The organism is Pseudomonas sp. CBS (genome assembly GCF_024734645.1).
Lineage (GTDB): Bacteria > Pseudomonadota > Gammaproteobacteria > Pseudomonadales > Pseudomonadaceae > Aquipseudomonas.
In genome coordinates, this window is sequence record NZ_CP102929.1 from 2,477,788 (window position 1) to 2,500,487 (window position 22,700).

Here is a 22,700-nt window from a genome sequence, read left to right on the forward strand (position 1 = left end):
ATAAGTTGGCCGCGTGAACTGCTGGCAGGCCATCGATGTAGATACTTTGCAATGTGTTCATATTGCCTCAGCCGACACGCTTGTTCGGGCTGTGGTAGAGGTCAGCAAACATGTCAGCCATCGCTTCCTCACTCGGTTCTTCCTGCATTTGCACGCTGACAGCCCGGCTGACCAACTGATGACGGCGCGGCAGATGTAAATCATCCGGGATCCGCGGCCCGTCGGTCAGGTAAGCAACCGGTAATTCATGACTGATGGCCAGGCTCAATACTTCGCCCAGGCTCGCCGTCTCATCCAGTTTAGTCAGGATGCAGCCCGCCAGCCCACAGCGCTTGTAGCTGTGATAGGCGGCGGTCAATACCTGCTTCTGGCTGGTAGTGGCCAGTACCAAATAGTTTCGGGATTTGATCCCGCGCCCGGCCAGGCTTTCCAGCTGCATGCGCAGGGCCGGGTCGCTGGCTTGCAGGCCGGCGGTGTCGATCAGCACTACGCGCTTGCGCAGCAGCGGGTCGAGGGCGTTGGCCAGGGACTGGCCCGGGTCGACGTGGGTCACCGGCACATTGAGGATGCGGCCCAGGGTCTTGAGTTGCTCCTGGGCGCCAATGCGGTAGCTGTCCATGCTCACCAGCGCGATGTTCTGTGCGCCGTACTTGAGCACGTAACGTGCGGCCAGCTTGGCCAGGGTGGTGGTCTTGCCCATGCCGGCAGGGCCGACCATGGCAATCACGCCGCCTTCTTCCAGGGGTTCGATTTCCGGGGTGACGATCATCCGCGCCAGGTGGGCCAGAAGCATGCGCCAGGCCTGGCGAGGTTCTTCAATTTGCGTGGTCAGTTGCAGCAGGTCGCGGGACAACGGGCCGGACAGGCCGATGCGTTGCAGGCGACGCCACAGGTTGGCCTGTTGCGGCTGGCTGCCCTGCAACTGGTTCCAGGCCAGCGAGCCCAGCTGCACTTCCAGCAGTTCACGCAGGCCGTTGAGTTCGAAACGCATCGAGTCGAATACCCGCTGGTCTACCGCTGCCGCCGGGGCGGGCGCAGCAGGACGCGGCGGTTCAACAAAAGTCGGCTCTACCAGCGGCTCGGACGCCGTCAGCGGCAACCCGGCAAACAGCTGGCGATTGGTGGAAGCGTCGCTGTCGCCACGCATGCTCAGTTCAGCCTGGGCCGAGACAATGCGCGAAGCGGTCTTGCGCAGCTCGTCTTCCAGTTCCATGTTCGGCACACGCGGCGCCAGGGCCGAGGGCTTGTAATCCAGGGCAGCCGTCAGCTCGACACCGCCGGCAATACGACGGTTACCGATAATCGCAGCGTCGGCGCCCAACTCATCACGTACCAGTTTCATGGCCTGACGCATATCGGCGGCGAAAAAACGCTTCACTTGCATATCCCACTACCTCAGCCGTTGGGCCCTACTGTCGCGACGATAGTCACTTGCTTATTGTCAGGAATTTCCTGGTAAGCCAATACATGCAAATTCGGTATAGCCAGGCGTCCAAACCGCGACAACATCGCCCGGACGGGGCCAGCCACCAGCAGGATCACCGGATGGCCTTCCATTTCCTGGCGCTGCGCGGCCTCAATCAACGAACGCTGCAGCTTCTCAGCCATGCTTGGCTCCAGCAACACGCCTTCATCAGCGCCCTGCCCAGCCTTCTGAATACTATTGAGCAATATTTGTTCCAACCTTGGTTCCAAGGTGATCACAGGCAGCTCGGAGTCAAGCCCTACAATGCTTTGGACGATTGCACGCGACAATCCGACGCGCACCGCAGCCACCAGAGCGGCAGTATCTTGACTCTTGGCGGCATTGTTGGCGATAGCTTCGGCAATGCTGCGAATGTCCCGTACCGGCACCTGCTCGGCCAACAGCGCCTGCAGCACCTTGAGCAGTTGCGAAGTAGACAGCACGCCCGGCACCAGCTCTTCGGCCAGCTTTGGCGAGGCTTTGGCCAGCAATTGCAAGAGTTGCTGGACTTCTTCGTGGCCAATCAGCTCGTGGGAGTGCTTGTACAGAATCTGGTTGAGGTGCGTCGCGACCACGGTGCTGGCGTCGACCACGGTGTAGCCGAGCGACTGCGCCTGGCTGCGCTGACTGATTTCGATCCAGACCGCTTCCAGGCCAAAAGCCGGATCTTTGGCGGTAATCCCGTTTAGGGTACCGAACACCTGGCCCGGGTTGATCGCCAGTTCGCGGTCCGGGTAGATCTCGGCTTCGGCCAGGATCACCCCCATCAGGGTCAGGCGGTAGGCACTGGGGGCCAGGTCTAGGTTGTCGCGGATGTGCACGGTAGGCATCAGGAAGCCCAGGTCCTGGGACAGCTTCTTGCGCACACCCTTGATCCGCGCCAGCAATTGACCGCCCTGGTTGCGATCCACCAGGGGAATCAGGCGGTAGCCGACTTCCAGGCCGATCATGTCGATCGGGGTCACGTCGTCCCAGCCCAACTCCTTGGTTTCCTGGGCCCGGGCCGGGGATGGCAGCAGTTCCTGCTGGCGTGCCACTTCCTGTTGGGCAATCACTTTGATGTTGTTTTGCTTTTTCCAGAACAGGTAAGCGCCACCAGCGGCCATCGCGGCCATGCTCAGGAACGAGACGTGAGGCATGCCCGGCACAATGCCCATGATGGCCATGATGCCCGCCGCCACGGCCAGCGCCTTGGGCGAGGCAAACATCTGCCGGCTGATCTGCTTGCCCATGTCTTCGGAGCCCGAAGCACGGGTCACCATGATCGCCGCTGCTGTAGATAACAACAGTGATGGCAATTGCGCCACTAAACCGTCACCGATGGTCAGCAGGGCGTAAACCTTGCCGGCGTCGCCGAAGGTCATGCCGTGCTGGAAGATGCCGACCGCCATGCCTCCGATCAGGTTGATAAACAGAATCAACAGGCCGGCGATGGCGTCACCGCGCACGAATTTGCTGGCACCGTCCATGGAACCGTAGAACTCGGCTTCCTGGGCGACTTCAAGACGACGGGATTTGGCCTGGTTCTGATCGATGAGGCCGGCGTTGAGGTCGGCGTCGATGGCCATCTGTTTGCCGGGCATCGCATCGAGGGTGAAACGTGCGCTCACCTCGGAAATCCGCCCGGCGCCCTTGGTCACTACCACGAAGTTGATGATCATCAAGATCGCAAAAACCACGATACCGACCACGTAGTTACCGCCGATCACCACCTCACCGAAGGCCTGGATCACCTTGCCCGCGGCGGCGTGACCGTCCTGGCCGTGGAGCATCACCACCCGGGTGGAGGCCACGTTAAGCGCCAGCCGCAGCAGCGTGGCGATCAGCAGAATCGTCGGAAACACCGCGAAATCCAGCGGCCGCAGGGCGTACACACACACCAGCAGCACGACCACGGACAGCGCGATGTTGAAAGTGAAGAACACGTCCAGCAGGAAAGGCGGCATTGGCAACATCATCATTGCCAGCATCACCAGCAACAACAACGGCACACCCAGATTGCCTCGCGAGAGGTCAGTCAGGGTGCCACGGGCCGTGCTGAGCATTTGAGAACGATCCACCGGTATTCCTCGTTTCCTTGAAGCAAACTTTTGACGCCGGGAGGCGTCCTGGAGGCGGTATTGCAAGAAGCCTTCCAACTTTTGCTTGAGGGCGCAGATCGGTCTCACGGACAGCGGAGCGCTAGCGCCGTACACACATCACCTGTGGCGAGGGAGCTTGCTCCCGTTGGGCTGCGCAGCAGCCCCGGAACGGCTTACGCGGTTTTGCCTGAATAACCGCGATAGCTTCATTGGGGGCGCTTCGCACCCCAGCGGGAGCAAGCTCCCTCGCCACACCAGCTCGTTCGCGGGAGATGGCGAAACGTCCGACAGGTATTTAGGGTTGCTGGTGGGAAAGTCGATCTCTAGTCTTCGGGCATCGCTGCACCTCACCGAAACACTGGCTTCAGCCCATGCGCTGACCTGCGACTTTGCCTTTGAGCTGGAAGGATCGCGACGGGAAGGCGCGCTGGGGATTGCGCAGTTGATTGAAGTGGCGCGGTTGCTGGCTGATCGGGCACTGGACCAGGCAGAGCAGTCAACGCCGATGCCTTAGGCATTGCCGTCAAAGGCTGATCGCTCTCTGCGCGGGAACGATCAGTCCATGCCTAGACCAGACGAACCTTTTCCGCTTGCAGTCCTTCTGGACCTTGCACCACCTCGAACTCAACGGCCTGGCCTTCTTCAAGCGTCTTGAAACCGTCGCTCTGAATGGCCGAGAAGTGGACAAAAAGATCTTCGCCGCTTTCTTGCTTGATAAAGCCAAAGCCCTTTTCTGTGTTGAACCATTTGACCGTGCCTGTAACCCTTGCCATTGCCGTTCTCCCGACATCTCGTGCGCAGACTGCATAGCGCAGCCAGCCTATCACCTCAATCAAACCGCTAAAGGCAGGGGGATGGCTACTGTCAAAGTTGACAGGTAGAGGGGGTTGGCTGGAGGGATAAGGTGGCTGTCAGGACGCCTTCGCGAGCAAGCCCGCTCCCACATTTGACCGCGTTTCTACAGGCTGTACACGGTCAAATGTGGGAGCGGGCTTGCTCGCGAATAGGCCAGCAGAGGCACTACAACACTCAGGAATCCCGACGCAAATCCGGCGGAATCGGCAGGTCTTTGAGCGGATCCGGCCGCTTGCCCTTGCCCGCGCGGTACTGGCGGATCTGATACACGTACGCCGCCTCCGACGACTCCACCAGCAGAATGTCATTGGCCACCGCAATCTCACGGATTTTCAACGCGGTGAAATCACTGCCTTTGGCCAGCAACATCGGCGCTCCACCCTTCTCCGGGTCGTACTTGAGCGCCACGGCATAGTGAGTCGGGTTGGCGATAACTACGTCGGTTTCGGGCAGGCCTTCCTGGTCCTTGGGGCGCCGCGTTTACCCAGCAAGCACGCGTTATCGTTAACGAACTTCGCGAGCAAGCCCGCTCCCACATTCGACCGCGTTTCTACAGGCTGTACACGGTCAAATGTGGGAGCGGGCTTGCTCGCGAAGAGGCCAGGAGAGGCGCTACAACACTCAGGAATCCCGACGCAAATCCGGCGGAATCGGCAGGTCTTTGAGCGGATCCGGCCGCTTGCCCTTGCCCGCGCGGTACTGACGGATCTGATACACGTACGCCAACACCTGAGCCACCGCCAGGTACAACCCGGCCGGGATCTCTTGGTCGAGGTCGGTGGAGTAGAAGATCGACCGCGCCAGCTCCGGCGATTCCAGCAGCAGGATGTCGTTGGCCACGGCAATCTCACGGATTTTCAACGCGGTGAAATCACTGCCCTTGGCCAGCAACATCGGCGCTCCACCCTTCTCCGGGTCGTACTTGAGCGCCACGGCATAGTGAGTCGGGTTGGTGATAACCACGTCGGCGTCGGGAACGGCAGCCATCATCTTGCGCTGGGACATCTCCCGCTGCAGCTGGCGAATCCGCTGTTTGACCTCGGGCCGGCCTTCCTGGTCCTTGTGTTCGTCGCGCACTTCCTGCTTGGTCATCAGCAGTTTCTTGTGGCTTTCCCACAGCTGGATCGGCGCATCCACCGCAGCAATGATGATCAACCCACACGCCATCCACAGCGAACTCCAGCCCACCACTTGCACGCTGTGGATGATCGCCAGTTCGATCGGCTCGTGGGCGATGCGCAGCAGGTCGTCGATGTCGGACGACAACACCGTCAGCGCCACAAACAGGATCAGGATGAACTTGGCCAACGCCTTGAGCAGTTCCACCAGGGCCTTGGTGGAAAACATCCGCTTGAGCCCAGGGCCCGGGTTCATCCGGCTGAATTTGGGCGCCATGCTGCCGGCGGCAAACAGCCAGCCACCGAGGGAAATCGGGCCGATCAGTGCGGCCAGCAGCAAGGTAATCAGGATCGGCTGCACCGCCAGGATCGCGATCTTGCCGGAGTGCAGCAGGTACAAGCCCATGGCGCCCGGACTGAGCAGCACCTCACGGGGCAGGGAGAAATTCAGGCGCATCAACTCCATCAGGTCCAGGGCCAGGCCACCGCCGTAGATCAGCAGGGCACCGGAGCCGGCGAGCATGATGGCCAGCGTGTTGAGCTCTTTGGAGCGGGCAATCTCGCCCTTTTCCCGGGAGTCCTTTTTACGTTTCTCCGTGGGGTCTTCTGTTTTGTCCTGGCCACTCTCGCTCTCAGCCATGGCTTACCGCGCCCGCGCCAAGTCACGTAAGAACTGCAAGGCGTCAGTCGCCAGCGGTTGATACTGATTGAGAATGTCAGCCATGCCGACCCAGAAAATCCCCATGCCCAGCACCAGGGTCAACGGGAAACCGATAGAGAAGATGTTCAACTGCGGCGCCGCCCGGGTCATCACGCCAAAGGCGATGTTGACCACCAGCAACGCGGTGATCGCCGGCAATACCAGCAGCAACGAGGCACCGAGCACCCAGCTCAGTCGCCCCACCAGCTCCCAGAAATGATTGACCACCAACCCGCTGCCCACCGGCAAGGTGGTAAAGCTTTCGGTCATGACCTCGAACACCACCAGGTGGCCGTTCATGGCCAGGAACACCAAGGTCACCAGCATCGTCAGGAACTGCCCGATCACCGCCACCGAGACGCCGTTGGTGGGGTCGACCATGGACGCGAAGCCCATGCCCATCTGGATCGAGATGATTTGCCCGGCAATCACGAAAGCCTGGAAGAACAGCGTCAGGGAGAAGCCCATCAAGGCGCCGATGATGATTTGCTCGGCGATCAGCAGCAGCGCACTGAGGTCCAGGGCATTCACCGGCGGCATCGGCGGCAACGCCGGCACAATCACCACGGTAATTGCCACCGCGAAATACAGGCGAATGCGCCGCGGCACCAGGGTGGTACCGAACACCGGCATGGTCATCAGCACTGCCGTGACCCGGAACAACGGCAGGATGAACGAGGCCACCCAGGTGCTGATCTGGGTGTCGGTCAACGCCAGCATCGAATTCACGGGGTCAGCCGATCAACTGCGGAATACTGCCGTACAGCTGCAGGATGTATTCCATGAAGGTTTGCACCAGCCACGGGCCGGCAACGATCAAGGTGATCAGCATCACCAGCAGGCGCGGCAGGAAGCTCAGGGTCTGTTCGTTGATCTGGGTCGCGGCCTGGAACATCGCCACCAGCAGGCCCACCAACAGGCTCGGCACCACCAGCACGGCGACCATCATGGTGGTCAGCCACAGGGCTTCACGAAACAGGTCGACCGCTACTTCTGGCGTCATCGTCTACACCCCACCGAAACTGCCGGCCAGGGTGCCGATAATCAGCGCCCACCCGTCCACCAACACAAACAGCATGATCTTGAACGGCAACGAAATAATCAGCGGCGACAGCATCATCATACCCATGGCCATCAGCACACTCGCCACGACGAGGTCGATGATCAGGAACGGAATGAAGATCATGAAGCCGATCTGGAACGCGGTCTTCAGCTCCGAGGTCACGAACGCCGGCACCAGGATGGTCAGCGGCGCCATGTCGGGGCTGGCGATGTCGGTACGCTTGGACAGCCGCACGAACAGTTCAAGATCGCTGGAACGGGTCTGCGACAGCATGAAATCCTTGATCGGGCCCTGGGCTTTGTCGATCGCATCCTGGGCGGTCATTTTCTCCGCCAGGTACGGTTGCAGGGCTTGCTGGTTCACCTTGTCGAACACCGGCGCCATGATGAACAGCGTCAGGAACAGCGCCATGCCGGTCAGGATCTGGTTCGACGGCGTCTGTTGCAGGCCGAGGGCCTGACGCAGAATCGAGAACACGATGATGATCCGGGTGAAGCTGGTCATCAGCATCACGAACGCCGGGATGAAGCTCAGCGCGGTCATGATCAGCAGGATCTGCAGGCTGACCGAATACTCCTGCGCGCCCGCTGCGTTGGTGCCCAGGGTGATCGCCGGGATCGACAACGGGTCTGCCGCGTACGCCAGCGGCGCTGCCAGCAACAGCATGAGCGTCAATAAAACGCGCATTACTTCTTATCCTTCTGATCCTTGCCCAGCAACTCCATGAGGCGCTGGGCGAATTCCGGCGTGGCCGCTTGGGTCTGGGCCACTTCCACAGGCTGCTTGAGCACGTGCAATGGGGTGATGCGGCCGGGGGTGATGCCCAGCAGAATCTGCTCGTCGCCCACCTGCACCAGCACCAGCCGGTCCCGCGGGCCAAGGGCGCGCGAACCCACCAGTTCAATCACCTGAGCATTGCCCGGGCCGATGCGCTGTACACGGCGCAACACCCAGGCGAGCACGAAGATCAGCCCCACCACCAGCAACAAACCCAACACCAGCTGGGTCAACTGCCCACCCACACCACTGCCGAGCGCCGGCGCGGCTGCCTGGGCGACCGGTTCTGCTGCCATTACGCTCAAGGGCAGCGTCGATAACAGTCCTACCAATGAGCGCTTCATATCAACGCAACTTCTTGATGCGTTCGCTTGGGCTGATCACGTCGGTCAGGCGGATGCCGAACTTCTCGTTGACCACCACCACTTCGCCGTGGGCGATCAGCGTGCCGTTGACCAGCACGTCCAGCGGCTCACCGGCCAGGCGGTCCAGCTCGATCACCGAACCCTGGTTGAGTTGCAGAAGGTTGCGGATGTTGATTTCGGTGCTGCCGACTTCCATGGAGATCGACACCGGAATGTCGAGGATCACGTCCAGGTTCGGACCGTCCAGGGTCACCGGCTCGTTGTTCTTCGGCACGCTGCCGAACTCTTCCATGGGAAGGCGATTGCCCACCGGGGCGGTGGCCGCATCGGCCGCCAGCAGCGCGTCGATATCGTCCTGGCCGACATCGCCGGTTTCTTCCAGGGCAGCCGCCCACTCGTCAGCCAGGGCCTGGTCTTCGGCGGAAGTGTTTTCGTGTTCGGTAGCCATTACATGTCCTCGGCGGAGCAGAAATTAAGGTGGATCAGCGGCGGTTGATCGGTTCAATCACTTGCAACGCGAGGTTGCCTTTGTGAGAACCCAGCTTGACCTTGAACGACGGCACGCCGTTGGCGCGCATGATCAGTTCTTCCGGCAGCTCGACGGGAATCACATCCCCCGGCTGCATGTGCAAAATATCCCGCAAACGCAACTGGCGACGGGCCACGGTGGCGGTCAGGGGTACGTCGACGTCCAGCAGGTCTTCGCGCAGGGCCTTGACCCAGCGTTCGTCCTGGTCGTCGAGGTCGGACTGGAAGCCGGCATCGAGCATTTCGCGCACCGGCTCGATCATCGAGTACGGCATGGTCACGTGCAGGTCGCCGCCACCGCCATCGAGTTCGATGTGGAAGGTGGAGACCACAATGGCTTCGCTGGGGCCGACGATGTTGGCCATGGCCGGGTTCACTTCCGAGTTGATGTACTCGAAATTGACTTCCATGATCGCCTGCCAGGCTTCCTTCAAGTCGATGAAGGCCTGTTCCAGCACCATGCGCACCACGCGCAATTCAGTCGGGGTGAATTCACGGCCTTCGATCTTGGCGTGACGGCCGTCACCGCCGAAGAAGTTGTCCACCAGCTTGAACACCAGCTTGGCGTCGAGGATGAACAACGCGGTGCCGCGCAGCGGCTTGATCTTCACCAGGTTGAGGCTGGTGGGCACGTACAGCGAGTGCACGTATTCACCGAACTTCATCACCTGCACACCGCCCACCGCCACGTCCGCCGAGCGGCGCAGCATGTTGAACATGCTGATGCGGGTGTAACGGGCGAAACGCTCGTTGATCATCTCCAGGGTCGGCATGCGTCCACGGACGATGCGATCCTGGCTGGTCAGGTCGTAGCTTTTGACGCTGCCGGGCTCGGCAGCCATTTCGGTCTGTACCAGACCATCGTCGACGCCATGGAGCAGCGCATCGATTTCATCCTGGGACAGCAGGTCCTGCACGGCCATGTCGTGATCCTACTGCAATACGAAATTAGTGAAGAGCACCTGCTCGATCACCGGTTTGCCGACTTCCTTCTGGGCCACTTCCTGCACGCTGGCAGTGACCTTCTGGCGCAGCATTTCCTGACCCACCGGGGTGGCGAGGGTGTCGAAGGGCTGGGCGGAAAACAGCATCACCAGGTTGTTGCGGATCACTGGCATGTGCACCTTGAGGGCATCCAGGTCTGCCTGGTTACGCGCCAGCAGGGTAATGCTCACCTGCAGGTAGCGTTGACGGCCGTTCTGATTGAAGTTGGCGACAAACGCCGGCAGCATCGGCTCGAAGATTGCCGGTTGCTTGACGTTAGGGTTGACCTCGGCCGTCGCGGCCGGTTTGCTCTGGGCACTGTGCATGAAGTACCAGGTAGCCCCCACGGACAAGCCGATCGCCAGGAACAAGGCCAGGACAATCACCAGGATAAGCTTGAGCTTGCCCTTGCCTGCGGGTGGTGTTGCTACGTCGTCGCTCTTCGCCATGCCAATAATCCGTCACTATTCAGGGATTCATAGTTCTGGGGAAAGGCAAGAGCAAGTGTTATGCCAGAGTTGTCAGTTCGGTCACGGTTTCGCCGACACTGCAAAACCAATGTGGGAGCGGGCTTGCTCGCGAAAGCGGTGGATCAGCACCTGTAACGGTAACTGACACTCCGTATTCGCGAGCAAGCCCGCTCCCACATTTTGATCATCGCCAGGCCCTGGATCAGGCGTAATAGTCCACGGCGCTGGAGCCGATCACCGACTGCACCACCGGTGCGGCAACTTCAGCCACCTCACCGATACCGCCGCCATCAACCCCATCACCCCGCCCGCCACTGCCACTGACGCCGCGTGCCTGGTTCTGCTGTTGTGGGTCCTGGCCCTGCTGACCCTGCCAGCCACGGGACTGGTCCGACACGTTAACGTCGACCTGGCCCATGCCCTGCTGGGCAAACATCTCCCGCAGACGGCCCGACTGGCTTTCCAACGCTTCACGAACCACCGCGTGGCCACTCATGAAAGTGACCTGCGCCTGTTGGTCAGCGGACATTTTCACGCTGATATCCAGGCGGCCCAGTTCAGCGGGTTGCAGCTGGATCTCTGCCGATTTGAGGTTGGCGCTGGACAGGTACATGACCCGGTTCACCACCTCGTCGGTCCAGCCGCTCTGGTGCATGGCCAGTGGTGCGTTGGCCACCGGTGGCAGGGCATTCGCGGTTTTCGGCGTGGCGGCCTGGGTCAGCGCGGCGAGGCGGTTGGCGAAATCGTCGACACGGGTGTCGCTGCGGGCATCTTTCAGGTCCTTGAGACCGCCATCGATCAGGCCGCTGAAGGCTTTGTCGCCGCCCTGGTCGGTGCTGTCCTTGGACGCTTGCTGATCGACCATGCTGGCCAGGCCAGTGGCAAAGTTTTGCGCGGCCGTTGGCTGATCCTGGGTCGGGGCCGGCGTGCCTTTGGCTGGGGTCTGGCTGCTGGCGGACACGTGACCGCCCTGCTCCATGGCCAGGCGTACGGCGGGCATCGCATCCAGCGGGTCGGCTTCGGGGTCGAAGGCGGGCTTGGCGTCGTCGGTGGCAGCCACGGGTGGCGCTACCACTGGCTGGGCCTTATCGTCTTTCGCCGCGACCGGTGCCGGTGTTTCGACGGGCGCTGGCGTTGCCGGGACGGGAACGGGGACTACCGCGGCCATCAGCGCCGGGTCGACGGCGGGGTCGACCGGGGGTTGCTGGGCCAGGGTGGGGTCGTCTGCCGGGGCCGGGTCGTCGGTCTTGGCGGTGGTGTCCGGGGTGTCGGGCTTGGCCGGCGGGGTGGCAGGCAAATTCTTGCCGTTATCGGCAACCGATGGAGTGCCGGCGGCAGGCTTGTCGTTGTTGGCGGCGGGCTTGGTGCTGGCGTCCGCAGGCTTGTCGCGGGTCGACCGGGTGGTGGTGTCAGAGGGTTTTGCCGAGGGCGCGGGGGCTTGCTTGGCGAACACCTGAGCGAAGCCCGGGGCCTTGTCCCGCGGGTCCGCAGCCACTGCCGGTGGATTGGCAGCGGGCGCTTGAGGCTTGGCCGCGGGGGCCGCCTGAAGAAGCGAATTCGGGGTGATTGCCATAGATAAGAGTCTCCGCCGCACAGGGGTCGAGGGTGCGGTTACAGGAGGTAGAGCAAGAGTTGGGCCAGGTTTTGGTTTTGGGTGTATATCCGTTATTTGGGTGATGGCTTCTATTGGTTCCGCTCTTACAGCGGGTCACTTTTGAAAGGAGCCCAAAAGTAACCAAAAGGCTCTTGCCCCACCACTCGGCTCCTCGCCTAGGCTCGGAGTGCCCGAGCTCCGGCTTTGGACCGTGGGCCGCCGTCATGGGCCATCCCTGGCCCAGGACGGCTAACCTGGCGTCCTGCCAGGTTACCCACGCTCCAAAGCCTGCGTTCGGCCAGCGTGGTTTAACGGGGCGCCTAAGATCAAGATCAAAAGCAGATCAAGAGCACAGCGGCCTACAGGCCGGCTTGAGTGTTAAAAGCAAAAGCAAAAACCAGAGCGAAAACAGATCTGCTTTTCTGTGGGAGCGGGCTTGCTCGCGAAAAACCTGAGAGCGCCGCGTTCATCCAGGATGCCAGCGTCATCGTTAACGACCTTCGCGAGCAAGCCCGCTCCCACATTTTTGACCGTGCCCGCTTTAGCTTTTGATTTGCTTTTCAACACTCAAGCCGGCCGGGAGGCCGCTGTGCTTTTGCTTTTGATCTTGATTTTGATCTGACTGCCCCATTCAGCCCGAGGCCGAACGCAGGCAGTGCGGAGCGGGTAAACCGGCAGGACGCCGGTTTAGCCGCGCCGGGCCATGGATGGCCCGTCGCGGCGGCCCGCTTCGCGGTGCCGGAGTGAGGGAACACCGAGCCTAGGCGAGGTGCCGACAGGCGGGGCAGAGCCCTTTGGTTACTTTGGGGCTTTTCCAAAGTGACCCGCTGTAAGAGCGGAACCATAGGCGGCCGTTACCTAAATAACGGATATACACACCAAAAGCGTCAAAGCTGAAACCGCTCCCGCTCATGCTCATACAACGGCCGCACCAGCGAAAACTCCTGGTCAATCTCGTCCACCAACCCCCCAAGGTCAGCATGCACAGGCTTGGCCGACGTATCCTCAAGCAACTGACAAAGCTCAGCCAACCGCACCGCCCCAAGGTTACCGCTACTCCCCTTAAAGCTATGCGCAATCCGCCCCAACGCCTTGGCATCATCCCGAGCCCGGCGCAGCGCCTCCACCCGCTTCTGCGAGTCATCAAGAAAAGTGTCGAGCAACTTCGGATACTCGCCCTCCATGACCTCCTGCAAGCCAGTCAGCACATCGGGGTCCAGATGAATCTCTGCCACTTGTTCGCTCCTTGATCAAGAATCGGCGGATTATGCCAGAGCCTTCCATGAAAACTCCACGCGCACACACCGCCCGCCGTCAGACCAGCCTACATCGCTGCTCAACTGCCGCACCAGGCTCAACCCCCGACCAGACAGACGGTCAACATCCAGCGGCCTGGCCAGCACCTTCTCCACATCAAATCCCGACCCACTGTCCTCGATCCGCAAAGTCAGACACCCACCCTCCCCGGTCGGCACCACATCCAGATGCACCCGCACAAACCCACTGTCCAACCGCGCCAGCCGCTCATTACGCTCGCGGTAATACGCCGCAAACCCCTGGGCATCACGCTTGAGCCGCGAATCCAACCCCAGCACCCCATGCTCCAGGGCGTTGGAATACAACTCCGCCATCACGCTATACAACGCCCCGCTATGCTCCCGCAGCCCATGAACCTCCAACAGCAATTGCAACAAATACGGCAACGGGTTGTAGGACTTGAGCGTCTCGGCACGAAACTCAAAGCTCACCGACCAATCCAGCGGCGACGACTGGCCGCTGTCGGAATACACCATCGACGGCGAACGCAACGCCTCCCCCGCCTGCAAGCTGATCTCCACCATGCTGACGTCATCACGCACTTCGCCGCGAAAAGCCGCCAGGGCCTGCTCGATCTCCTCGAATAAACGGTCCGGCTCACGGTTGGCCGCAAACACCTGCTGCAAACGCTCGGCGCCAAACAGCTGCTCCTGAGCATCCGCAGTATCCAGTACACCATCCGACAGCAAAAACACCCGGTCGCCCAGCGCCATCGGCCAGACTTCAGTGCGGTCATCAAACGCCTCGGCCGTCAGCACACCCAATGGCAAATGCCGCGACACCAGCGGCGTGCGCTTGCCGGTGGCGAGGTCATGCACATACCCCTCAGGCATGCCGCCGTTCCACACTTCCACCACCCGGCGTTGCGCGCTGAGGCACAGCAAGGTGGCGCAGCAGAACATGTCCACCGGCAGGATGCGCTTGAGCTTGGCGTTCATCTCCCGCAGGGTCTGCGCCAGGCCGTAGCCCTTGGCCGTCATGCCGTAGAACACTTCCGCCAGCGGCATCGCGCCGACCGCCGCCGGCAAACCATGACCGGTAAAGTCCCCCAGCAGCACATGCATATCGCCCGACGGCGTGTAGGCCGCCAGCAACAGGTCACCGTTGAACAGCGCGTAGGGCGATTGCACGTAGCGAATATTCGGCGCGGCGTTGATGCAGCCGGAATGCGCGACCTTGTCGAATACCGCCTTTGCCACCCGCTGCTCCTGCAGCAGGTAGTCGTGGTGCCGGGCGATCAGGTCGCGCTGCTGCAACACCGTGGCCTGCAAGCGGCGCAAGCGGTCCATGGCGTTAATCTTCGCCGCCAGGATCACCTGGTTATAGGGTTTGGCCAGGAAGTCGTCGCCGCCGGCATCCAGGCACTGGGCCAGGGCTTCGCTCTCGCGCAGGGAGGTGAGGAAGATGATCGGCACCAGCGCCTCCCCCGCCAGTTGCTTGATCTGCCGGGCCGCCTCGAAGCCGTCCATGACCGGCATCAGGGCGTCCATCAACACCAGTTGCGGCCGCTCGCGGATGAACACGTCCACAGCTTCCTCACCGTTGCTGGCGGTCAGTACCTGGTGGCCCTGACGGCGCACGATGCTCGACAGCAACAAAAGGTCGGCGGCGCTGTCTTCGGCGATCAATACCGTCAGCGCTTCGAGGACCGGGGCCAGGACGCTCAACTGAGGTCGAACAGTTTGTCGAAGTTGGAGATGGCGAGGATCTTGCGCACGTCGGAGTTGCTGTTGACCACCTGCACTTCGGCATCGTCGCCGCCGGCATGGTCCCGCAGCAGCAGGAGCATGCCCAGTGCCGAGCTGTCCATGTAGGTGGTTTCCTTCAAGTCCACCACGTAGATCTCGGGCACCTTGTAGAACTTTTCGTAGGCATCACGAAAAGCCTGGTGACTACCGAAATCGAATCGACCCTTGACGGTGATCGTCGCTTTCTTCCCATCCAGGGACACTTCTGATTCGACTGACATTCGACTGCTTCCTTGTCATTGGCAATGTGCAACAAGGTTTAGCAGGTGATGGGCAAGTGGGCAAATCCACGTAGGAGCGAGCTTGCTCGCGAAGAACGCAAGACCAGCGCGTAAATTCTGATTGCCCCGCGTTATCGTTGATGACCTTCGCGAGCAAGCTCGCTCCTACAGGGGGCGGCGGCGTGCTTAATAGGGGTTTTGGCGGGGCAGACGCTGGGACAATTCATCGAGCAACTTCTGCTCGCGCTTGTCTTCCAGAGCGCGGGCTTCGTCGATGTAGCGTTGCACCAGCTTGCGCAGGCCTTCGACCCGGGCGTAGGCCTGTTGCCAGCTGTCGCGGGCCTTGTCGACATTGGCCTGGTGCCAGGCCAGGCTCTGGCGCTGCTGGCCGACGGCGGTTTCCAGCTGGTTGAGAAAGCCCTGGTAGCCCATCAGCCATTGGCCGGAGACGCCCTTGCTGCCGCGCTCGATCCACTGTTGCTGGTACTCGCCGCGAAAGCGCTCCAAATCCCCCAGCTTGCTTTCCGCCAGGCGAACCTGGCCCTGGAAGTAACCCAGGCGCTGGACGGCGGTCTTTTCAGCTTTTTCGGCCATGTCCACCACCGGGGCAAGGCGTGCGGCTCGGGTATTGGCCATGGTTTATCCGCCGGGTGCCGGAGCGAAGATACTACCCAGGTGCGCCTCGCTCTCACCCATGCTGATCTTGTCGTTGAGGCCTTGGCGCAGGTAGGTCACCAGTTGCGGTTGCAGGGCGATCGCCAGGTCGGTCTCGCGATCACCGCCGGCCACGTAGGCGCCCACGCTGATCAGGTCGCGGCTCTGTTGATAACGCGACCACAGCTGCTTGAAGTGCTGCGCCCGCAGCATGTGCTCAGGCGTGACCACCGACGGCATCACCCGGCTGATGGACGCTTCGATGTCGATGGCCGGGTAATGCCCTTCCTCGGCCAAGCGCCGGGACAGCACGATGTGCCCGTCGAGCACGCCCCGCGCCGAGTCGGCAATCGGGTCCTGCTGGTCATCGCCCTCGGAGAGTACGGTGTAGAACGCAGTGATCGACCCCCCGCCAGCTTCAGCGTTACCGGCACGCTCCACCAGCTTGGGCAGCTTGGCGAATACCGACGGCGGATAGCCCTTGGTGGCCGGCGGCTCGCCGATGGCCAGGGCGATTTCCCGCTGGGCCTGGGCGAAACGGGTCAGGGAGTCCATCAGCAACAGGACGTTCTTGCCCTTGTCGCGAAAATATTCGGCGATGCGTGTGCAGTACATCGCGGCACGCAGGCGCATCAGCGGCGCGTCATCCGCCGGTGAGGCGACCACCACTGAACGCTTGAGGCCTTCTTCGCCGAGGCTGTGCTCGATGAATTCCTTCACCTCGCGACCCCGCTCGCCGATCAGCCCCACCACAATAATGTCGGCCTCGGTAAAGCGGGTCATCATGCCCAGCAGCACCGACTTACCGACGCCGGTACCGGCGAACAGGCCCAGGCGCTGGCCGCGGCCCACCGTCAATAAACCGTTGATGCTGCGAATGCCCACGTCCAGCGGCACGCTGATGGGGTTGCGCTTGAGCGGGTTGATGGTCGGGCCGTCCATCGGCACCCAGTCTTCGGCCTTCATCCCGCCCTTGCCGTCGAGGGCGCGACCGGCACCATCCAGCACCCGGCCGAGCATGCTCATGCCCATGGGCAGGCGGCCGGTATCCGCCAGGGGCACCACTCGGGCGCCGGGGGCGATGCCGGCAACGCTGCCGACGGGCATCAGAAATACTTTGCTGCCGGAAAAGCCCATCACTTCGGCTTCGACCTGCACCGGGTGGTAGCTGTCGTCATTGATCACCATGCAGCGGCTGCCCATGGCGGCGCGCAGGCCTTCGGCTTCCAGAGTCAGGCCGACCATGCGCAGCAGGCGGCCCTCCAGGATCGGCTGGCCCGGCAACTCGGTGGCTTCGGCATAGGCACCCAGGCGCTTGGCGAAGCTGGTGCGATCAAGGCGCATCGGGGGTGTCCAGCTCGACGCTCAAGTCCGGCTCGGCCGGGTGCAGCGCCTGCTCGTGCAACTGGTCAAACAGCTTGGCCATGATCTGGGTGATGCGCGTCTCCACCGTGGCGTCGATGCGGCTGTGTTCGGTCTCGACCCGGCAACCACCGGGCAGCAGCGCAGCGTCTTCGACGATGCGCCAGGTTTCTTCATGGCGCTCGCGCAGGGCTTTGACCTGTTCGAAATCCTGAGGGTTGATGTACAGCCGCACGTTGCCGACGCCCAGGGGCAGGAGCTTGAGGGCTTCGCGCATCACGCTTTCGATTTGCGTGGAATCCAGGGCCAATTCGCGCTGAATCACCTGGCGGGTGATGTGCTCCACCAGCCCGACCATGGCTTTTTCGATCTGCGAGTCCTGCTCGGCGATGGGCTCGAACAGGCTGCCCATCAGGGTTTCCAGGCTGGCCAGCTTGACGCTCAGCGCCGCCTCGGCTTCCTGACGGACCTTGAGGGTGGTGCTGCGAAAACCGTCTTTCTCACCGGTGGAAAAACCTTCGTTGTAGGCTTCCTGACGAATGCTTTCGAGCTCTTCCAGGGTCAGTGGCTGGACTTCTTCCAGCGGCACTTCTTCCATCTCGGCCGGAGCTTCTTCTACCGGCTCGGGTTCTGGCTCCGGGCGATGCGGGTCGAAACTGGGCAGCGACCAGACGTCGAACCCTCCGACGTCCCGTGCGCGAATCAGATCGCTGGGCGTCTCATCTTTGTTCGACATGCGTGGCGCCTTAAATCATTTCTTCGCCGCCCTTCCCACCGAGAACGATTTCTCCGGCTTCGGCCATACGGCGGGCAATGGTGAGGATTTCTTTCTGCGCAGTCTCCACGTCGCTGACGCGCACCGGGCCCTTGGCCTCGAGGTCGTCGCGCAACAGTTCGGAAGCCCGCTTGGACATGTTCTTGAAGATCTTTTCCTTGACGCCTTCGTCCGAACCCTTGAGGGCCAGCACCAGCACGTCGGAGGAGACTTCACGCAGCAACGCCTGGATGCCACGGTCGTCGACATCGGAGAGGTTGTTGAACACGAACATGAGGTCTTCGATCTGCACCGACAGGGTATCGTCGATCTCGCGGATCGAGTCCATCAACTGGCCTTCCACCGAGCTGTCGAGGAAGTTCATGATGTCGGCCGCACGCTTGATGCCGCCCAACGTGGTACGCGAAGCGTTGGAGTTACCCGAGAACTGCTTCTCGAGAATCGTGTTCAATTCTTTCAGGGCCGCCGGCTGTACGGTGTTCAACGACGAGACGCGCAGGATGATGTCCAGGCGCACTTTGTGGTCGAAATGGCCGAGCACTTCGCCGGCCTGGTCGGGGTCGAGATACGCCACCACGATTGCCTGGATCTGCGGGTGTTCGTAGCGGATCACGTCGGCCACGGCCCGCGGTTCCATCCACTTCAGGCTGTCGAGGCCGCTGGTGTTGCCACCCAGCAGGATGCGGTCGATCAGGCCGTTGGCCTTGTCTTCGCCCAGGGCCGAGGTGAGCATCTTGCGAATGTAGCTGTCGGAGCCGACGCCCAGGCTGGTCTGGTCGCCGACGATCTCGACGAACTCGCTCATCACCTGCTCGACTTGCTCGCGGTGCACATTGCGCATTTGCGCCATGGCCACGCCGACACGCTGAACCTCTTTGGGCCCCATGTGGCGCAGCACTTGGGCGGCGTCGGTTTCTCCAAGGGACAGCAACAGCACGGCGGCTTTGTCGACCCGGGAGAGTTTGGCTACTGCAGCTCGGCTATCACTCATCTGCGTTAATCCACTCTTTCACGACCTGGGCCACACGACCCGGGTCTTCGGCCACCAGGCTCTTGATTGCGTTCAACTGAGCGTCATAACCCTCGCTCGGGCTCGGCAACAGAATGCTTTGCGGGCCACCAAGGCTCACGCGGTCGTTGGCCAGTTCGCCATCCAGGCCGCCCATGCCACCCAACTCGACGTCGCCACCGGCCAGGGCCAGTTGTTTTTTGCCGTGGCCGGTGATGTTGTTGAGCACCGGACGCAGCACGCCGAACACCAGCACCAGGATGAACAACACACCCAGCACTTGCTTGACGATGTCCCAGAACCACGGCTGAGTATAGAACGCGGCCTCGGCAATCACCTCGCCCCGCTCGGCGGAAAACGGCATGTTGATCACGCTGACGCTGTCGCCACGGCTGGCATCGAAGCCCACTGCGTCCTGTACCAGGCGAGTGAAGCGCGCCAATTCGTCGGCGCTCCACGGGGCACGGGTGACGGCGCCGTCGGCGGCGTTGATCTTGACCTGGTCATCCACGACCACCGACACCGACAGGCGATTGATCCGGCCCTGCTGCTGCTTGGTGTGGCTGATGGAGCGGTCGAGCTCGAAGTTCTTGGTGGACTGGTTGCGCTTGTCGGCCGGGTACGGCGCGAGCATTGGCTGGCCGGTGGCCGGGTCCATGATCTGCTGACCGTTGGCGTCCAGCAGCGGCTGGCCAGGTTGCACCGCGCCTGCGGTGGCAGCGGCGCCACCGGTGGTTTGCGGAGCGGTGGCCGGGGTTGGCGGCTGGTTGCTCAGGGCACCCGGCACGCCTTGCGGGCCATTGCTGGCGGTGCGTTGTTCAGTGGTCGATTGCTCGCTGCGCAGGGCCGGCTGGTCCGGGTTGAACTGCTCGGAAGTCGATTCGACCGCGCTGAAGTCCACGTCGGCAGACACTTCAGCCTTGTAGCGATCATTGCCCAACACCGGTTGCAGGATGTTGTGCACGCGCTGGGTCAGCATGCTTTCCATGCGACGGCTGTAGTCGAACTGCTTGCCGGCCATGGTCAGCGAGGAGTTTTCCGCGAGGTCCGACAGCAGGTTGCCCTTCTGGTCGACCACGGTGATTTGCGACTTGCTCAATTCGGGAACGCTGGTGGCCACCAGGTTAATGATCGCCAACACCTGGCCAGGCTCCAGGGAGCGGCCAGCAAACAATTCGACCAGTACCGAGGCGCTGGGCTTGCGTTCATCGCGCACAAACACCGAGCTTTTCGGAATCGCCAGGTGCACCCGGGCGCCCTTGACGTTGTTCAACGCGGAAATGGTGCGCGCCAGTTCGCCTTCCAGGCCACGACGGTAGCGGGTGGCCTCCATGAACTGGCTGGTACCCAGGCCTTGGTCCTTGTCGAGGATTTCAAAGCCGATATTGGCGTCGGACGGGGTGACGCCGGCTGCCGCCAGTTTCATCCGTGCACGGGCCACATCATCGGCCTTGACCAACAAGGCACCGGAATTCGGTTCGACGGTGTAGGCAATGTCTGCCGCCGCCAGGGTTTCCATGATCTGCTTGGAATCCATGCCCGCGAGGCTGCCGTACAGCGGGCGGTAATCCGGTTGCTGGGACCACAGCACCACGGCAAAACCAATCGCCACGCTGGCAGCCAGGCCGACCATCAGGCCCACCTGACGCAGCATGGTCATCTCGGAGAGGTTTTCCAGGAACGACAGGCCGAACAGCGGCGGCTTGCCGTCTGCCTTGGCGGGTGCGTTATCCACGACTGCTTCTGCCATGACTCAAATCGTCCTTAAACCGGCATCTGCATGATGTCTTGATAGGCTTGAACCAGCTTGTTGCGTACCTGAGTCAAGGCCTGGAATGAAACGCTGGCTTTTTGCGAGGCGACCATCACGTCGGTGAGGTCCACGCCGCTCTTGCCGATCTCGAAGGCAGTCGCCAACTGACTGGATGCCTGCTGGGTATCGCTGACTTTATTGATGGCCTGGCCGAGCATGTCGGCAAAGCTGCTCTGGCCCAATTCCGGCACGGCTTGCGCGGCGGATTTCGGTTGGGCCATGGCATCCATTTGCATGGACCGCATATCCAACATCAACCGATTGAACTCAACACCTTGGCTCATGACCTTCTCTCTCCGACGACCCGCAATTTTTTGACACTACACAGCGATTACAGGGGTGGTAGCAACAAGGGTGCCAGCTCCGTGGCATTCTGTAAGAAAAGGCGACTGGCCCTGTCGGCTTTGAGAATATTCAGGTGGCGTAGAGGTAGGCTTCCACGTCCATCCCGGCATCGCGCATCTGCGCCAGCTTGTAGCGCAGGGTGCGCGGGCTGATGCCCAGGCGCTCGGCGGCCTCTTTGCGGCGGCCGCGCTCGGAACGCAAGGTGTCGATGATCATCTGGAATTCGCGGCGGCGCAGGTCGTCGCCCAAGGCACCGGCCGACTCGGCAGGCGCGGCTTCGATCTGTGGCGCGGCCGCCAGGCTCGGCAACGGCGCTGCGCCGCTGCCCATGGCCAGGCAGAAGTCCTGGGGCTGGATCAAGCCGCCCTGCTGCAAAATCAACGCACGCTGGATCGCATTGTCCAGTTCCCGCACGTTGCCGGGCCATGGGTAGCTGATCAGGCAGGCCTGAGCGTCGGCCGACAGGCGCGCCTGGGCATGCTTCATTTTATTGACGTGCTTGCTCAGCAGGCGCTCGGCCAGCGGAATGATGTCTGCCGGGCGCTCGCGCAACGGGCGCCAGGCCAACGGGAACACCGAGAGGCGGTAGAACAGATCCTCACGGAAGCGCCCCGCCGCCACTTCGCCCGCCAGGTCGCGGTTGGTGGTGGCCACCACACGGATGTCCAGCTGGATCGGCTTGCGTGCCCCCACCCGCTCCACTTCGCGCTCCTGCAACACCCGCAGCAATTTGGCTTGCAGGCCCAGGGGCATTTCGGAGATTTCGTCGAGCAGGATGGTGCCGCCGTCGGCCTGTTCGAACTTGCCGGCCTGAGCGGCGATGGCGCCGGTGAACGAGCCTTTCTCATGGCCGAACAAGGTGGCTTCGAGCATGTTGTCGGGGATGGCCGCGCAGTTGATCGCAATGAACGGCTGGCTGGCACGATGGGATTGCTGGTGGATGTAGCGCGCCAGTACTTCCTTGCCGGTGCCGGACTCGCCGGAGATCAATACGGTGGAATCGCTGCGGGCGACCCGGGCCGCCAGCTCCAGCAATTGCGCACTGGCCGGCTCGAAGGCAATCGGGCCTTCGCCGTCGGCGGCGCCCAGAGTGCCGAGGGCATGGCGCGCGACCAGTTCGATCAAGGCTTTGGGTTCGAAGGGTTTGACCAGGTAATCCGCAGCGCCCTGGCGCATGGCGTCAACCGCGCGCTCCACGGCACCGTGGGCGGTCATCAACAGCACCGGCAACTGCGGCTGGCGCGCACGCAATAGGCCGAGCAACTGATGGCCGTCCATGCCCGGCATGTTCACGTCGCTGACCACCAGGCTGAAGGACTCCTGCTCCACGGCCTCCAAGGCTTCTTCGGCAGAACCGACCGCACGGTAGTCATGGCCCGCCAGCAACAGCGTGTCAGCCAATGCTTCACGCAGGGCGCGATCGTCTTCAACCAATAAAACCTTGATAGCCATGACC

At 61.9% G+C, this 22,700-nt stretch carries 24 protein-coding genes and 1 pseudogene; 2 read left to right on the forward strand and 23 right to left on the reverse strand.

Annotated elements, in window-relative coordinates; translation table 11 throughout:
- Positions 1–67: 67 nt before the first annotated feature.
- Together flhF and flhA are read right to left on the reverse strand one after the other, a co-directional pair.
- On the reverse strand, positions 68–1,384 hold the full coding sequence (gene flhF / locus NVB75_RS10985) for a flagellar biosynthesis protein FlhF (protein ID WP_017477470.1): 1,317 nt from the start codon (positions 1,382–1,384) through the stop codon (positions 68–70).
- 11 nt (positions 1,385–1,395) lie between these two features.
- Complete coding sequence (flhA, locus tag NVB75_RS10990) at positions 1,396–3,510, reverse strand: flagellar biosynthesis protein FlhA (RefSeq protein ID WP_375378941.1); 2,115 nt, start codon at positions 3,508–3,510, stop codon at positions 1,396–1,398.
- Between the two features lie 343 nt (positions 3,511–3,853).
- Here flhA and NVB75_RS10995 point away from each other — a divergent pair, with 343 nt between their 5' ends.
- Complete coding sequence (locus NVB75_RS10995) at positions 3,854–4,060, forward strand: DUF6124 family protein (RefSeq protein ID WP_258347153.1); 207 nt, start codon at positions 3,854–3,856, stop codon at positions 4,058–4,060.
- A 52-nt stretch (positions 4,061–4,112) separates the two neighbouring features.
- Here NVB75_RS10995 and NVB75_RS11000 read toward each other — a convergent pair whose 3' ends face one another.
- The 11 genes and pseudogenes from NVB75_RS11000 to NVB75_RS11050 form a co-directional block, all read right to left on the reverse strand.
- Positions 4,113–4,319, reverse strand: a complete 207-nt coding sequence (locus tag NVB75_RS11000) for a cold-shock protein (RefSeq protein WP_258347154.1) — start codon at positions 4,317–4,319, stop codon at positions 4,113–4,115.
- 256 nt (positions 4,320–4,575) lie between these two features.
- A pseudogene (locus tag NVB75_RS11005) lies at positions 4,576–4,854 on the reverse strand (EscU/YscU/HrcU family type III secretion system export apparatus switch protein); the annotation flags it as partial.
- Positions 4,855–5,022: 168 nt separating this feature from the next.
- Positions 5,023–6,159, reverse strand: a complete 1,137-nt coding sequence (gene flhB, locus NVB75_RS11010) for a flagellar biosynthesis protein FlhB (protein ID WP_258347156.1) — start codon at positions 6,157–6,159, stop codon at positions 5,023–5,025.
- 3 nt (positions 6,160–6,162) lie between these two features.
- Positions 6,163–6,939 (reverse strand): flagellar biosynthetic protein FliR, encoded by a 777-nt coding sequence (fliR, locus tag NVB75_RS11015; protein ID WP_258348578.1) that lies wholly within the window; start codon positions 6,937–6,939, stop codon positions 6,163–6,165.
- 13 nt (positions 6,940–6,952) lie between these two features.
- Positions 6,953–7,222: a flagellar biosynthesis protein FliQ gene (gene fliQ / locus NVB75_RS11020; protein WP_003214552.1), complete on the reverse strand. Its 270-nt coding sequence runs from the start codon at positions 7,220–7,222 to the stop codon at positions 6,953–6,955.
- A gap of 3 nt (positions 7,223–7,225) precedes the next feature.
- Positions 7,226–7,969, reverse strand: a complete 744-nt coding sequence (gene fliP / locus NVB75_RS11025; RefSeq protein ID WP_003214554.1) for a flagellar type III secretion system pore protein FliP — start codon at positions 7,967–7,969, stop codon at positions 7,226–7,228.
- On the reverse strand, positions 7,969–8,403 hold the full coding sequence (gene fliO, locus NVB75_RS11030) for a flagellar biosynthetic protein FliO (protein ID WP_177070635.1): 435 nt from the start codon (positions 8,401–8,403) through the stop codon (positions 7,969–7,971). The genes fliP and fliO overlap by 1 nt, the downstream gene beginning before the upstream one ends.
- Position 8,404: 1 nt before the next feature.
- Complete coding sequence (gene fliN / locus NVB75_RS11035) at positions 8,405–8,872, reverse strand: flagellar motor switch protein FliN (protein ID WP_063028102.1); 468 nt, start codon at positions 8,870–8,872, stop codon at positions 8,405–8,407.
- Positions 8,873–8,906: 34 nt separating this feature from the next.
- Complete coding sequence (gene fliM / locus NVB75_RS11040) at positions 8,907–9,875, reverse strand: flagellar motor switch protein FliM (RefSeq protein ID WP_017477464.1); 969 nt, start codon at positions 9,873–9,875, stop codon at positions 8,907–8,909.
- 9 nt (positions 9,876–9,884) lie between these two features.
- Positions 9,885–10,385, reverse strand: coding sequence for a flagellar basal body-associated protein FliL (gene fliL / locus NVB75_RS11045; protein WP_258347157.1), 501 nt, complete (start codon positions 10,383–10,385; stop codon positions 9,885–9,887).
- A gap of 223 nt (positions 10,386–10,608) precedes the next feature.
- Positions 10,609–11,979, reverse strand: a complete 1,371-nt coding sequence (locus tag NVB75_RS11050) for a flagellar hook-length control protein FliK (protein ID WP_258347159.1) — start codon at positions 11,977–11,979, stop codon at positions 10,609–10,611.
- Positions 11,980–12,375: 396 nt separating this feature from the next.
- On the opposite strand from NVB75_RS11050, the gene NVB75_RS11055 reads away from it, so the two are divergent.
- Positions 12,376–12,552, forward strand: a complete 177-nt coding sequence (locus tag NVB75_RS11055) for a hypothetical protein (RefSeq protein WP_258347160.1) — start codon at positions 12,376–12,378, stop codon at positions 12,550–12,552.
- Positions 12,553–12,887: 335 nt separating this feature from the next.
- On the opposite strand, the gene NVB75_RS11060 is transcribed toward NVB75_RS11055, so the two are convergent.
- The 10 genes from NVB75_RS11060 to NVB75_RS11105 form a co-directional block, all read right to left on the reverse strand.
- On the reverse strand, positions 12,888–13,235 hold the full coding sequence (locus NVB75_RS11060; protein ID WP_258347161.1) for an Hpt domain-containing protein: 348 nt from the start codon (positions 13,233–13,235) through the stop codon (positions 12,888–12,890).
- A gap of 30 nt (positions 13,236–13,265) precedes the next feature.
- Positions 13,266–14,984, reverse strand: a complete 1,719-nt coding sequence (locus tag NVB75_RS11065; protein WP_258347162.1) for a fused response regulator/phosphatase — start codon at positions 14,982–14,984, stop codon at positions 13,266–13,268.
- Entirely contained in the window at positions 14,981–15,286 is a 306-nt protein-coding gene (locus NVB75_RS11070) for an STAS domain-containing protein (RefSeq protein WP_017477460.1), read from the reverse strand. The genes NVB75_RS11065 and NVB75_RS11070 overlap by 4 nt, the downstream gene beginning before the upstream one ends.
- Before the next feature lie 186 nt (positions 15,287–15,472).
- The gene (fliJ, locus tag NVB75_RS11075; protein WP_008434833.1) at positions 15,473–15,922 is read right to left on the reverse strand and encodes a flagellar export protein FliJ; all 450 of its coding nucleotides are present in this window, start codon (positions 15,920–15,922) and stop codon (positions 15,473–15,475) included.
- 3 nt (positions 15,923–15,925) lie between these two features.
- Positions 15,926–17,284 (reverse strand): flagellar protein export ATPase FliI, encoded by a 1,359-nt coding sequence (fliI, locus tag NVB75_RS11080; RefSeq protein ID WP_258347163.1) that lies wholly within the window; start codon positions 17,282–17,284, stop codon positions 15,926–15,928.
- Positions 17,274–18,038: a flagellar assembly protein FliH gene (gene fliH, locus NVB75_RS11085; protein ID WP_063028094.1), complete on the reverse strand. Its 765-nt coding sequence runs from the start codon at positions 18,036–18,038 to the stop codon at positions 17,274–17,276. Before fliH ends, fliI begins: the two co-directional genes overlap by 11 nt.
- Before the next feature lie 10 nt (positions 18,039–18,048).
- A complete protein-coding gene (fliG, locus tag NVB75_RS11090) occupies positions 18,049–19,068 on the reverse strand; it encodes a flagellar motor switch protein FliG (protein WP_017477457.1) in 1,020 nt (339 codons plus the stop codon).
- Positions 19,061–20,836, reverse strand: a complete 1,776-nt coding sequence (gene fliF / locus NVB75_RS11095) for a flagellar basal-body MS-ring/collar protein FliF (protein ID WP_076015147.1) — start codon at positions 20,834–20,836, stop codon at positions 19,061–19,063. Before fliF ends, fliG begins: the two co-directional genes overlap by 8 nt.
- 14 nt (positions 20,837–20,850) lie before the next feature.
- Positions 20,851–21,183 carry a flagellar hook-basal body complex protein FliE gene (gene fliE, locus NVB75_RS11100; protein WP_076015146.1) on the reverse strand — a complete coding sequence of 111 codons (333 nt, stop codon included), beginning with the start codon at positions 21,181–21,183 and terminating at the stop codon, positions 20,851–20,853.
- Between the two features lie 130 nt (positions 21,184–21,313).
- Positions 21,314–22,696 carry a sigma-54 dependent transcriptional regulator gene (locus NVB75_RS11105; RefSeq protein WP_167663651.1) on the reverse strand — a complete coding sequence of 461 codons (1,383 nt, stop codon included), beginning with the start codon at positions 22,694–22,696 and terminating at the stop codon, positions 21,314–21,316.
- Positions 22,697–22,700 lie beyond the last annotated feature (4 nt).